Source organism: Solibacillus sp. FSL K6-1523, assembly GCF_038005225.1.
Classification (GTDB): domain Bacteria; phylum Bacillota; class Bacilli; order Bacillales_A; family Planococcaceae; genus Solibacillus.
In genome coordinates this window covers 1,744,295-1,756,824 of the sequence record NZ_JBBOSU010000001.1, presented here as the reverse complement: position 1 = coordinate 1,756,824, position 12,530 = coordinate 1,744,295, and the positions used below count along the sequence as shown (strand labels likewise).

Sequence of the window (12,530 nt, the reverse complement as noted above, 5' to 3'; positions counted from 1 at the left end):
GTTTATGTAATTTTGAGAGTACGGTGTTAGAAAGGCATATTTATGAAAAATCAAATGAAAATCCATTGTTAACTGTCATTGAAACAAATATGAATCATGTAAAGGATATTATAGATCTTGCTACAATGTCTCAAAGCGTTACCAACAGCAAAAAACAGCTGAACGAAAATTCCATTCAGCCGTTTTTGCGTAATAAATATAAAAAGTATGGTGCGCCGATGCACGCTACGACGATTCCAGCTGGTACCGTCGCCGTAGAAATGACGACTCTACCAATCGTATCAGCGAGCATTAATAAACTTGCTCCGATAAATAGTGTTAAAGGTAAAAAGAATTGATAGCGCGGTCCCACTAATTGTTTTGCTATATGTGGTGCCATTAAACCGATAAAGGCTATTCCTCCTGTTACAGATACCGCCGCCGCTGCAAGTGCCACAGCTACGACTAATAATTGGAGGCGTTCCCGTTGAATATTCATCCCCAAACCAATTGCCGTTTGTTCGGACATAGCCAACACATTTAAAACATTCGCCTTATAGAAAACAAATGGTATTCCCACTACAAGCCATGGCAACAACGCCCATAAGAACGGCCAATCCGTGCCCCATACACTTCCGGCAAGCCATTGTGCAATAAACTGCACATCACTACGCTCAGCAGAAGAAATTAAGATCATCATCACACCCGATAATGCGGAAGCTACCCCCACACCAATCAAAATTAATTGTACAGGTTGTACGCCATGATTTTTCTTATAGGAAAAAAAATAAATACATAATGCCGTGAACATCGCGCTGACAAAGCCGACGATAGGTAAAACATATGCAAAATGCGGTAAATCCCCTTTTACAAATAAGTAAAACAGTGTAATTCCGACACCTGCACCCGCATTTATTCCAATAATTCCTGGATCCGCTAAGTCATTACGTGTTACACCTTGTAGTACAGCTCCAGCTAGCGCTAATGCCATTCCAGCCGCTGCTAACACAAATAATCGAGGTAAACGTATCGAAAACAACACGAAGTCTTCTTTAAAACTACCATCTCCAAGTAAGATTGGAACGATACGGTCAATTGAGACGGATGCGGCACCTAATGAAATACCAATCACGAAAACAGCTACTGTTATCAATATCCAAAAAGCGAGCCATTTCCGTTGTTTGTTTCGTTGCCCTTTAAGCAATTTGACGACCTCCCTTACGAACTAATAGTAAGAAGAATGGAAGTCCAATAATCGAAATAATGGCTACAACAGGCGTTTCGAACGGTGCATGTATCATACGCCCTACAAAGTCAGCCATCACCATAAACCAACCGCCCACTAGAGCACTCATTGGTAATACGTAACGATAGTCTGTTCCAACAAAAGCACGAACAATATGCGGTACCATTAAGCCGACAAATGCTAAATTCCCTACTAGTGCGACAGCCGCTCCTGCCAACACAACAACTACGCCCATCATTATCATTTTAATAATCGTCGTATTTTGACCTAAGCCTACTGCTACTTCTTCATTTAAACTTAAAATTGTTAACTGGCGGCTAAAAATAAATGCCACAATTAATCCTACTATAATAATTGGTACGATAATAAGCGCATACCATGTTGTTCCAATTAAGCCGCCACTAGTCCACATTGAAACATCTTTTGAAATATTGAATAAAATCCCCGTACCATCGGCAATTGCTTGTAACAAAGCTGAAACGGCTGCCCCCGCTAAAACGAGTTTTAACGGAGAAAAACCACTCTTTGTCGAAGCTCCAATGCCAAAAACTATCATCATCCCTATTCCAGCACCAATGAAGCATGCAAAAATAAGCAGAATATATGAAGTATTTGGCACAAAGGCAAGCGTAAGGGCAAGTGCCGCATTCGCACCTGCTGTAAGCCCAAGAAGTCCCGGATCAGCTAATGGATTTCTTGTGACCCCTTGCATAATAGCCCCCGCTACTGCTAATGCACTTCCGACAAAAACTGCCGCAATGATACGTGGAAATCGAATTTCACGTAATATAGAATAATGCTTTCCACCACTTTGTCCAAATGTTGCTTCATAGACATCTTTTAGAGACGTGTTTGCTGCACCAAAGCATAGCGAAACACTAGCAGTACCAACTAATAAGACGAATACTAATAACACTTGAAGCCAAAATGGGAGACATCTAAATTTTGCCATTGCTTTTGCTTCCTTTTACTCGCTTATTTTAAAAACTTTTCTTCAAAAAAATCTAATTGATAATCTAAAGTCATTGCATCATTGAAATAAAATTCTTTTGAATCCACTTCGAATAATTGACCATTTTTTACCGCTTCTATTTCGTTATACCAATCAGTATTTAAGAAAGCAGAATCTTGTTCTTTCGATAAACTTAAAATAACGAAGTCACCTGTATATTCACCTATTACTTCTTGAGAAATGGCAAAGTAACCTGGCTCTAAAGCAACCTCTGTCACTTTTTCCGGCATTTTTAAGCCCATTTCTTGATATAAAATTTCTGTTCCTCGACCCCAGTTATCGCCAAATAAATAAAATTGTTTTTCATAGTTTTCTACAACAGTAACCGTAGCATCTTCACCGATTTTCTCTTTAATTTTTGTACCTAATTCAGCAGCACGTACTTTGAAATCTTTTACCCAGCCAATTGCTTCTGCTTCTTTATTCACTACTTTACCAATCTCGATATGTTGTTGTAAGTAATCATTTTTGCCATATGTAAATAATACAGTTGGCGCGATTTCCGATAGTTTATCTGCATTTTCAATATTGTTTAAACCAATGATTAAATCTGGATTCAACTCTAAAATCTTTTCGATATCTGTATTAGCCACGATTTCAGCATCTTTAATACCTTCTGCAAAATTCGAGTTATTGGCAGACCAAGAATCAACTCCAACCATGTTCACACCAAGGTTTATTAAATCTCCTGCATATGAAGACAGGACAACTACACGTTGCGGATTTGCAGGTACTTCAATTGGACCTGTTTCAGATTGGTATGTAATCGTTTCTGCTGAAGTTTCCTTTCCTGTATTTTCTTCACTTTCCTCGTTATTGCCGCATGCTGCAAGTACAATTGCGACCATCATAAACATTGGTAAAAGCCATTTTTTCATTTTAACTATCCCCTTTAAGTTGTTTGTAATAAGTTATATGTAATACACATTGGCTTATTTGTTCGTGGATCCTTACCGATTACAGCATCAATATGAAAAACTTCTTGTAACACTTCTGGTACAATCACTTCCTCTGCCATACCAAATTTCACAAGATGCCCTTTGGAAAGTGCCACAATGTAATCTGAAAAACGAGCTGCTTGATTTAAATCATGAAGCACCATAACAATTGTGCGTCCTTCCTTCTCATTGAGCTCACGCAGTAATTCCAAAACTTCTAATTGATGCGCCATATCTAAATAGGTCGTTGGCTCATCTAAAAAGATAATGTCCGTTTCTTGCGCTAATGCCATTGCAATCCATACGCGTTGACGCTGACCACCCGATAAGGCATCTACTGTTTGCGCCCGATACTCATCTGTTTTTGTTACATGCAAAGCCCAGTTAATGACGTCCTTATCCTTTTGCGATAAATTACCAAAGCCCTTTTGATATGGAAATCGACCATAAGATACGAGTTCTTCAACAGTTAAACCGTGTGCACTTTCCGGAGTTTGTGGCAAAATTGCAAGTTTTTTTGCTAATTCCTTAGTTTTTAACTCTGAAATATTTTGACCATCCAAAATAACCTGCCCGCGCTCATGCTTCAAAATTCTCGTAATCGCTTTTAACAATGTAGATTTTCCACAGCCATTCGAACCTATAATTGTTGTGATTTTCCCGTCTGGAATTTGTAGCGATAAATCGTGCACAATGGTTTTATTTTCGTAACCAACACGAATCGATTCTATTTGTAAACGCAAAATATATCCTCACTTTCTTTTTATATGTATAAATGATATGATAACTCCACCAAACGATATTGATAATCATTATCACTAACGTTAGTCTAGTTATCAATTAATTATTTGTCAATATTTTTTTATTATTTTTAAAGGATGTGGATAAAACATGCAAAATGTTTATGATGTAACAATTATTGGTGGTGGGCCTGCCGGACTATACAGCGCTTTTTATAGTGGTTTACGCGGCTTAAAAACGAAGCTAATCGAGAGTCAAGATTCACTTGGTGGGAAGGTTTTACTTTATCCTGAAAAATTAATTTGGGATATTGGTGGCCATCCCCCGATATTGGGCGAGCAATTTGTTAAACAATTAATATCTCAAGCGAAAACATTTGATCCTACCATTTTAACGGGAACAAAAGTAGATTTTATCGAACGCAAAAATGAAGTTTTTGCTTTACATACAGCACAAGGAGATATTCATTATTCTAAAACAATTTTATTAGCAGTTGGCGGTGGGATTATTAACCCTCAGAAGCTTACATTAGAAGGTGCAGAGAAGTACGAAATGACGAATCTGCATTATACTGTGCAGTCCTTCAAGCGATTTTCAGGCAAAAATGTCATCATTTCTGGCGGCGGGAATGCGGCACTCGACTGGGCAGTGGAGCTATCCTCAATTGCTCAAAGCGTAACGGTTGTCTATCGCAACGAAAACCTTTCTGCTCATGAAGCAACGATAAAAGAGGCGGTGGATGCTGGCGTAACAATCAAATGTCATACATCTATTACGAAGCTGCTGGCAAATGCAGATAAAACAGCGATTCAATATGTAACATGCGAAAATGCGATAACAAAAGAATCCTATACACGCCCTATCGACGAAGTTATCGTCAGTCACGGTTATAACTGTGAAGCTTCATTACAATTTGAACCATCTATTACGATTCCCAAAAAAGACGATTACTATTTTGAAGGGAAAGCAACTGGAGAAACGGCACAACCCGGTATTTTTGCAGCAGGTGATATTTTATCTTTTGAAGGTAAAATTAATCTTCTCTTAGGGACTTTCCAAGATGCCGCAAATGCCGTCAATTCGGTTAAAACTTACTTAGAACCAACAGCATCTCGTAGTGCTATGGTTTCTTCACATAACGAAGCGTTCAAAGAAAAGAACCGTGCTATTCATGAGAAAGAAATTCATTCATCTATTTAATAGGCGCTAAGGAAAACCGGTGAAGAGTACTTCTACACCGGTTTTCATCATTGAATAACAGTACTATCCGTCACTTTTGGGGTTTTATCCAACACATTTTGATTTTTATCCAACAGTTTTTCGATTCTATCCAACACATTTCAATTTCTATCCACCATATTCCAATTCGGAATCAAAACACTCGCTTTTCGGAATTTTCGCCAACACCCACCCTTTGTTATGCTTTAAAAAAGGAGATGACGATGAGATGAAAACAAAATGGAACGCTCATTTATATGATCAAAAGCATGATTTCGTATCAAAGTTTGGGGAAAGTTTAGTGGAAGTCCTTGCCCCGCAGGAAAATGAATGGATTTTAGATGTTGGCTGTGGTACAGGAGATTTAGCACAGGAAATCGCTTCCCATGGCGCATTTGTGCAAGGAACTGATGCCTCACAGGATATGATTCGAGCTGCACAGCAAAAGTATCCAACGATTGAATTCAGCACAATAGAAGCCGCAGCAATGCACTTTACAAATCAATTTGATGCCGTTTTTTCAAATGCAGCCCTACACTGGATGAAGCAGCAAAATAAGGTCATCCAAAATATTTATAATGCATTAAAACCAAATGGTCGATTTGTCGCAGAAATGGGAGGTCACGGCAATATTGCTTCCATTGTAGGCGCGATAAAGGAAAGTATGTCGACATTAAATTATGCGTACAATGAAGATTATTTTCCGTGGTATTTTCCAACTATTGAAGAATACGAAACAATTTTAGAAACAGTTGGCTTTACGATAGAAACGATTACCTTATACGAACGTCCAACAACGCTTTCAGGTGAAGATGGTTTACGAAATTGGCTAAAAATGTTTAGTCACAACATACTGCAAGATTTAATAGATTTTGAAAAAGAGCAAGTGTATACGAAATGTGAGGAAATATTAAAGCCCGCCTATTATCAAAATGACGAATGGATTGCTGATTACTGCCGATTACGTTTTGTTGCAACGAAAATTTGATATCATTTCAACAAAAATAGAGTTGCACCGATTAAGGTCAACTCTGTTTTTTCGTTTAAATTGCAGCAACTGTATCAAACGGAATGGACTCGTCGTTTTTAAACAACTCAATCATTTCATAATCTCGATCTCTTGTTAATTTAAATACACGCTGCTTCTTATCTTCATTTTCAGTTTCTACTTCGTCAATGTAAATTAATATAGAATCTCCCTTACTTTCGACACGAACTGTAACTTTGCCCTCCGTATTAATTACGATATAGGAAATATCTTTTTTACTATCGTTAATCATTTGAACATAATCATCCGAATCAAGAACCCCAAGTATTTCATTTACGCTTTTTGGCACGGTGTCTTGTTCTGTAATAGCCAATTCTGAATTACAAGCCGTCAATATAAAAACCGTCATTATTAAGAAACTCATTAACTTTTTCAAGCATTCACCCTCTTTCCCCTCAATTAGTTTTTGCACCCTATAACGTATCCGGTAATGAATATTTATACATCCTTATTGCATTTCGGTTTCTTCTCAACGTTTCCATTGTCTTTTCATTAGGTTTCATAAAGATGGTTAGATAATCTTGTTCATTCATTTCCACATTTACATGGAATGCCAATTGCTCTTTCCCCAAAGAAAACTCTGCATGCACACCCGGTTTATTTCCTCTTGCATCGATGCGAATCCATTTTTGTAAATCCTCAATATATGCAGCATTAAAAGCATGTAAGCAGTAACCTTTTTCAGGTGTATCAAAAATCATTAACCTTTGATAACAAAAGCCACATGGAATTCCTATCCCTCTAAGCAGTGCGGCTAATAGATTGGACTTCGCATAACAAATCCCTGTCTGTTTCTCTAACACTTCTGACGCGGTTCTTGTTACAATATCACTTTGTATATCCCATGAATGCGGAATTTGATCACGGACAAACTTAAAAGCAATTTCTATCTTTTGGCTTTCGGTAAAATCTGGTTGAAACAGTTCTGATATTTTATGTTGAATCATTGGATGTGTATAATTTACTTCCTCTGTTTCTAGAAGATATTCATTTAAATCGTTTGATTCCAAGACAAATGTCATTTGATTCACCCTCATCTAAATTCATTTTTCATAAGCAGTCCGACATACCGCTAAAAAAGCCTCAACATCAGCCGTCCTATATTTCGTCAAAAAATAGGTCATAGATACGATATGCTGAAATTCCTTTACGGAGTAACCGTGAAGCATTTGTTGCTGATCAGACTCACCAATCACACTCTTTGGCAAAAATGCGATGCCTAACCCTTGTTTCACAAAGTTTTTAATCAATTCTGTTTGATTGAGATGCATACTTTTATAGCTTGGAAGTTGCTGCAGAACTTGTTGCACATCCTGCCAATATGGCGCAAATTCATGTGTTAAAATCGTCTCTTGTTGCAATAATGTCATAGCATCGGTATTCTCTTTAGATTTTGGGACAATTAGTTGAAGTGGTTCTTGTGCTAAGATATCTGTTTGTAAATCACGCGTTGATGTTAATTTCGATAATCCGATATCTACTTGTCCCGCATAAACCGCCTCCCCGATTTCATTGGATTTTAGGAGTTCGATTGACAGTTGAATGGATGGGTTTTGTCGTTGAAACTTCTCAATTATTGCTGGCAATGTGGAATTCGCAATTTGTGGAGCTACGCCGATTGTTAATTGCGAAGTAAATCCATTAACAAAGGATGTCGTACTGTTAAATGCTTCATCAATCGTTGCCACAATCTTTTCTGCCTGTTGTAAAAAATGTGCACCGACATGATTTAACTTTACATGTTTATGATTGCGATCAAAAAGCGATACTTGTAACTCTTTTTCAAGGTGCTGAATATGCTTCGTCACGGTAGATTGCATTATAAAACATTTTTCTGCCGTTTCACGAAAATTCTCTGTTTTTGCTGCCACGATGAAAGTCCTTAACCATTCTGTTTCCATACGCATGCCTCTTCCAGTTTACACCTATTATAGTAAACTAGGTATTTTATGTAAACTGAACATTCTAACAATTAATCCCCTACTAGGAAATTGGCTTTCCTTACAATATAACGTAACGAATCCATATTTTCATAATTGAAATGATTGACTTGAGTAGTAGATAATAGAGTAGATAAAATCTATCATAAGGAAAGAAGACTATAATGAAAAACTTTAAAATATATTTGCTCATTCCCATCCTTTTCACTACTTTTCTCGTCGCTCCATTTCGCGCTAATGCCTCATTTGGTGACGTTCATATGTCTTATTTATATGGCGCCAATTCGAATACTTCTTTAAAGAACATTGATCAAACATTCGGTGCAATCAATACCGTTATACCAGGATTTTTTGAGTTACACGCTGACGGCAGTTTAAAATCTTCCATTGATAAGAGTTTCGTAGATCAATTACACAAAAGAGGATTAAAAGTAGTGCCTTTCATTTCTAACCATTGGGACCGCGGTTTAGCTCAAATGGCCATGTATAATAGAGAGGAATTAACGACTCAAATTGCCGATTCTATTATTAAAAATAATTTAGATGGCATCGATATAGACATTGAGAATTTAAATTATACAGATAAAGATGCATTTACAGATTTCATTCGCTTATTACGTGAAAAATTGCCGAAAGATAAAATCATCTCGATTGCGGTTGCTGCCAATCCGAATAACTGGACAACAGGATGGCACGGCTCTTACGATTATGCAAAATTAAGTGAGTATAGCGATTACTTAATGGTCATGTCCTATGATGAAAGCTATAACGGTGGTCCAGTAGGTCCTGTTGCGAGTTTATTATTTGTTGAAAGGTCGATACAATCTTTATTAAACAAAGGTGTGGATTCCAAAAAAATTGTTATGGGACTCCCTTTCTACGGTCGAATTTGGAATGATGCCGAGAGAATTGGTGGAGATGGCGTTGCGAATAAAGCGATACCAGGCATTGTGAATAAACATAAAGGTAAATTTTATTTTGACAATGCTTCAAAATCAGCATTTGCCAAATTCACAGTGAAAAGCAGTGATTCACCTACTACGATTAATGGGAAAAAACTAGCACCTGGGAATTATACAATTTGGTATGATAATAATTTATCGTTAAAATATAAATTAAGATTAATAGATAAATACAATTTAAGAGGCTCTGGTAGCTGGGACTTAAATCAAGCAAACAGCAACATTTGGAAATTCTATTCCGCTTGGGCAAATGGCGAACATCATTTTATTGATTCAGAAAACCATTGGGCTGAAAAAGATATTATTTCCCTTTTCAATAAAGGCTGGATTAGTGGTAAAAATGAATATAATTTTGACCCAAATGGTGATTTAACAAGAGCAGAGGCGGTGACGATCCTTATAAACGCGATTGGGTTAAATGCGAAAAATGAAACAGTACCTAATTATTTTATCGATGTCCCTGCTAACCATTGGGCAAAACGGTCTATTGAACTTGCCAATAAATATAATATTGTGAGCGGAACAAACCCATATCTATTTGAACCCGACGCTCGCATTACAAGAGCAGAATTAGCTGCTATTTTATCGAGAGTGGTAGATTATCCATCTAGCAATACGAGTAAATCCCCTTTTTATGATGTACCAAAAGGGCATTGGGCGTATGCAGATATTTTAAAATTAAGCAGTCATGGAATTATTACCGGGAAAGAAAAAGGTAAATTCGCTCCTGATGATTATGTACTGCGCGCACAAATTGCTGCAATGGTGAATCGTGCGAGTGAGGATTTTAAACACTATTAACTAAGATATAAAATGAAAACAGGGCTTGTTCTACGAAACGTGTAGAATGAGCCCTGTTTTTTCTAATTACATTTATTTCCATACGTTAAAATTACTTTGTTTATTGTATGAGCGCTAATAAATCTTTTTTAATTTTTTTCCAATCCTGGTTTAAATTAATCGTACAAACTTTCATTGTAAAGCCATTCATTTCAAATGCTAGGTTAACATATTGATCAGTTTCAGGGTACAGTAAGATCCCCTCCATATACTCCCGCGGTTCAGCATTTGATAAATAACTAAACAATTGATAAAGATTTTCCGAATTAACTTTTGGTTCCATTTGAAAATTCATTTTCAATGCTTGTTTATAATATTTTGTATCTATGATGATTTTCTTAAAATTATTCACTAAGCATATATCTGTCTGCATCTTAGGAATCAAGCTGGCATCCCCTGTATGTATAGCTCCAACTTTCCACTGCATAGTCTCGCGATATACGCGATACTCTGGTTGCTCTAGCTTATAAAATTCCCGAACAAATTGCTCAAATAATTCATTCATTTTATTAGTTTGATCAAAATGAATAAAATCAAAAACACCCTCATTTTCATCAATCAAATTTGAAAAATAAATAAGTTTGCACATTGAAAGTAAGATTTTATAGTGCCGATTATTTCGATGCAACAAAATTTGATCAAAATATTGCGGTTTGAGATTGATTAACTCGATTTCATGAAAATAGGGATATAGTTTTTTTAGTTGATCTTTCGTATCTTTTTTAACACTAGGATGTTTGATCAATTGATGAATCGTCGCTTTCAACAGCTGATTCGGTAAAATATTGACTGTGAATTCATCGAATTGACAAGCAAGTTGAGCTTTTAAGAAGGTTTGCTGCGCAATGCTTTCTTTAAAAAGTATTTTTCCCTTTGGTGTTGATCTTGCTTCTTGCATAATCAAATATTCTTTGTAAAACCCTTTTTTTACGAGTGATTTCACTTTATGTAAAAAGGTTTGGGCAAACATCTCTAACAATTCGGTATTATCAATGGCACTAACGGCTCGTTCATCCTTTTCTGGTAATAAACCTGCGCTATAACAAAGCATATAATAAATGTTCTGAATCGGTATTGGTGCCACAATTACGACTCCTTATAATACATTTTTTTCGTTTCTTCCTGTGCTAAAGTTAAATCGTCATACCAATATTCTTCAAGCATTGGCGCAATCTCATTATCAATGATGTCATTATACCAATCGATTTCATTTTCAAACGAAATGGCAGAGGTAAAATAACTATGTCCAATCATAAATCCTTTTCCTAGATGGAGATCTTGTTCAATGACCGAATTTAATTGTGAAACCTTGTTCGCGATAAATTGTGCTAATGAGTCAGATATATTGTTATTCTTTAGAAAATCAATAAATTTCTCATCTAAATTTGGATACATATCTAAAAATGCAAATCGTCTACGTAATGCATAATCCACAACCGCAAGTGAGCGGTCAGCAGTGTTCATAAGACCGATGATATACAAATTTTCTGGTATATAAAAAGTCTCACCTTCTTCTGAATAAGTTAGCGGCATTGCATATTCTGAACCACGTTTATCCGCTTCCATTAACATTAACAGCTCCCCAAAAATCTTGCTCAAATTCCCCCGATTGATCTCATCGATGATAAAAAAGTAATCATGCGTTGGATCTGCTTCTGCTGTTTTACAGAACTGATAGAACACACCGTTTTTCAATGCAAAACCGCCATTACTCTGAGGTTTGTATCCTTGAATAAAATCCTCATAAGAATAAGATTGATGGAATTGTACCATTCTCACAAATTGAGTTTCCTTATAAATCATATGTAAATCCACTAATTTTCTTGCAATATATGTTTTCCCAACCCCTGGAGGTCCCTGCAGGATAATATTTTTTTTACGTTTTAATACTGATATCATTTTTTCGACTTGTACTTTTGGAACAAATAAGTCATCTAATATTTTTTCTCGATTTATCTTTTTATCCCAACTCATAAAACTATACGCAAGACCTTGTTTTTTTAGAAAGTCATCGTATTCTTTTTCGTCAAACTCGAATACAGGTAGGCTAATATTAACCTCAAGTGGTTTCATAAATTTTTCAATCGCGGGATGTGTTAATTGAAAGTTCTTCTCTTCCCAATATAATTTTTCTTCATCTTTTATATATATCCGATTTACTTGTGATGTATATGAAAATTTTTCGTTGCTATAATAGACAAAACATTTTTGTTGCTCTAATTGATTATTAATATAGTTGTTAATTTCTAACATATCCTGGTCCTCAGAATACCATGACTTATCGAAATGGTCGCTCTTCTTAACTTCTTCTAACTCTAACTTTTTTAAATCTAACTCTTCTAAAGTTATAGACTTATCGTACAATACTATTATTGACATATTTATCCTCCTTTTGCTAACTTCCTTATACTAACGCTCATCATTGCTCTATTGCAATATAAAATTATATAAAGTAATTTTTAGAAGCGACTATTGCGATAAGGATGGTTCCTAATGATTTAATCATCGTAAAAACTCGAAAATCCCCCATTTATTTCCGTTCCCATATGCACCATAATGGCAATAAAAAAATCTAAAATATGGATACAGTAAATTGTTATTTTACA

At 36.1% G+C, this 12,530-nt stretch carries 12 protein-coding genes; 3 read left to right on the top strand and 9 right to left on the bottom strand.

The window, feature by feature from the left end; genetic code table 11:
- Window positions 1-175: 175 nt before the first annotated feature.
- Genes MHI10_RS08235 through MHI10_RS08220 form a run of 4 tightly spaced genes read right to left on the bottom strand, consistent with a single transcriptional unit; the run spans window position 176 to window position 3,921 of the window.
- Window positions 176-1,183, bottom strand: a complete 1,008-nt coding sequence (locus tag MHI10_RS08235) for a FecCD family ABC transporter permease (RefSeq protein ID WP_340784580.1) — start codon at window positions 1,181-1,183, stop codon at window positions 176-178.
- Entirely contained in the window at window positions 1,176-2,177 is a 1,002-nt protein-coding gene (locus MHI10_RS08230) for a FecCD family ABC transporter permease (RefSeq protein ID WP_340784578.1), read from the bottom strand. The genes MHI10_RS08235 and MHI10_RS08230 overlap by 8 nt, the downstream gene beginning before the upstream one ends.
- Window positions 2,178-2,200: 23 nt before the next feature.
- Window positions 2,201-3,115 carry an iron-hydroxamate ABC transporter substrate-binding protein gene (locus MHI10_RS08225; protein ID WP_340784576.1) on the bottom strand — a complete coding sequence of 305 codons (915 nt, stop codon included), beginning with the start codon at window positions 3,113-3,115 and terminating at the stop codon, window positions 2,201-2,203.
- A gap of 14 nt (window positions 3,116-3,129) precedes the next feature.
- A complete protein-coding gene (locus MHI10_RS08220) occupies window positions 3,130-3,921 on the bottom strand; it encodes an ABC transporter ATP-binding protein (RefSeq protein ID WP_340789180.1) in 792 nt (263 codons plus the stop codon).
- A gap of 145 nt (window positions 3,922-4,066) precedes the next feature.
- Between MHI10_RS08220 and MHI10_RS08215 the strand changes: the two genes are divergently transcribed.
- Both MHI10_RS08215 and MHI10_RS08210 read left to right on the top strand, forming a co-directional pair.
- Window positions 4,067-5,116 carry an NAD(P)/FAD-dependent oxidoreductase gene (locus tag MHI10_RS08215; RefSeq protein WP_340784574.1) on the top strand — a complete coding sequence of 350 codons (1,050 nt, stop codon included), beginning with the start codon at window positions 4,067-4,069 and terminating at the stop codon, window positions 5,114-5,116.
- Between the two features lie 247 nt (window positions 5,117-5,363).
- Window positions 5,364-6,122, top strand: coding sequence for a methyltransferase domain-containing protein (locus MHI10_RS08210; protein ID WP_340784572.1), 759 nt, complete (start codon window positions 5,364-5,366; stop codon window positions 6,120-6,122).
- A 55-nt stretch (window positions 6,123-6,177) separates the two neighbouring features.
- Here MHI10_RS08210 and MHI10_RS08205 read toward each other — a convergent pair whose 3' ends face one another.
- The 3 genes from MHI10_RS08205 to MHI10_RS08195 are packed head-to-tail and all read right to left on the bottom strand — an operon-like array spanning window position 6,178 to window position 8,083.
- On the bottom strand, window positions 6,178-6,558 hold the full coding sequence (locus MHI10_RS08205) for a hypothetical protein (RefSeq protein ID WP_340784570.1): 381 nt from the start codon (window positions 6,556-6,558) through the stop codon (window positions 6,178-6,180).
- A 37-nt stretch (window positions 6,559-6,595) separates the two neighbouring features.
- Complete coding sequence (locus MHI10_RS08200; RefSeq protein WP_340784568.1) at window positions 6,596-7,204, bottom strand: transglutaminase-like domain-containing protein; 609 nt, start codon at window positions 7,202-7,204, stop codon at window positions 6,596-6,598.
- Window positions 7,205-7,225: 21 nt separating this feature from the next.
- On the bottom strand, window positions 7,226-8,083 hold the full coding sequence (locus tag MHI10_RS08195; RefSeq protein ID WP_340784567.1) for a LysR family transcriptional regulator: 858 nt from the start codon (window positions 8,081-8,083) through the stop codon (window positions 7,226-7,228).
- Window positions 8,084-8,382: 299 nt separating this feature from the next.
- On the opposite strand from MHI10_RS08195, the gene MHI10_RS08190 reads away from it, so the two are divergent.
- Window positions 8,383-9,885 carry a glycosyl hydrolase family 18 protein gene (locus MHI10_RS08190; protein ID WP_340784565.1) on the top strand — a complete coding sequence of 501 codons (1,503 nt, stop codon included), beginning with the start codon at window positions 8,383-8,385 and terminating at the stop codon, window positions 9,883-9,885.
- 100 nt (window positions 9,886-9,985) lie between these two features.
- Here the strand turns inward: MHI10_RS08190 and MHI10_RS08185 are convergent, their stop codons facing one another.
- Together MHI10_RS08185 and MHI10_RS08180 are read right to left on the bottom strand one after the other, a co-directional pair.
- Entirely contained in the window at window positions 9,986-11,008 is a 1,023-nt protein-coding gene (locus tag MHI10_RS08185; RefSeq protein ID WP_340784564.1) for a 5-methylcytosine restriction system specificity protein McrC, read from the bottom strand.
- Between the two features lie 2 nt (window positions 11,009-11,010).
- Window positions 11,011-12,303 carry an AAA family ATPase gene (locus tag MHI10_RS08180; protein ID WP_340784562.1) on the bottom strand — a complete coding sequence of 431 codons (1,293 nt, stop codon included), beginning with the start codon at window positions 12,301-12,303 and terminating at the stop codon, window positions 11,011-11,013.
- Between the last annotated feature and the right edge of the window lie 227 nt (window positions 12,304-12,530).

What these genes read in the sequence shown, in the direction of transcription:
- MHI10_RS08190 (WP_340784565.1), top strand. Translation starts at nt 8,383, where the DNA reads ATGTCTTATTTATATGGCGCCAATTCGAATACTTCTTTAAAGAACATT.
- MHI10_RS08225 (WP_340784576.1), bottom strand. Translation starts at nt 3,115, where the DNA reads ATGAAAAAATGGCTTTTACCAATGTTTATGATGGTCGCAATTGTACTT.
- MHI10_RS08195 (WP_340784567.1), bottom strand. Translation starts at nt 8,083, where the DNA reads ATGGAAACAGAATGGTTAAGGACTTTCATCGTGGCAGCAAAAACAGAG.
- MHI10_RS08230 (WP_340784578.1), bottom strand. Translation starts at nt 2,177, where the DNA reads ATGGCAAAATTTAGATGTCTCCCATTTTGGCTTCAAGTGTTATTAGTA.
- MHI10_RS08180 (WP_340784562.1), bottom strand. Translation starts at nt 12,303, where the DNA reads ATGTCAATAATAGTATTGTACGATAAGTCTATAACTTTAGAAGAGTTA.
- MHI10_RS08215 (WP_340784574.1), top strand. Translation starts at nt 4,067, where the DNA reads ATGCAAAATGTTTATGATGTAACAATTATTGGTGGTGGGCCTGCCGGA.
- MHI10_RS08200 (WP_340784568.1), bottom strand. Translation starts at nt 7,204, where the DNA reads ATGACATTTGTCTTGGAATCAAACGATTTAAATGAATATCTTCTAGAA.
- MHI10_RS08210 (WP_340784572.1), top strand. Translation starts at nt 5,364, where the DNA reads ATGAAAACAAAATGGAACGCTCATTTATATGATCAAAAGCATGATTTC.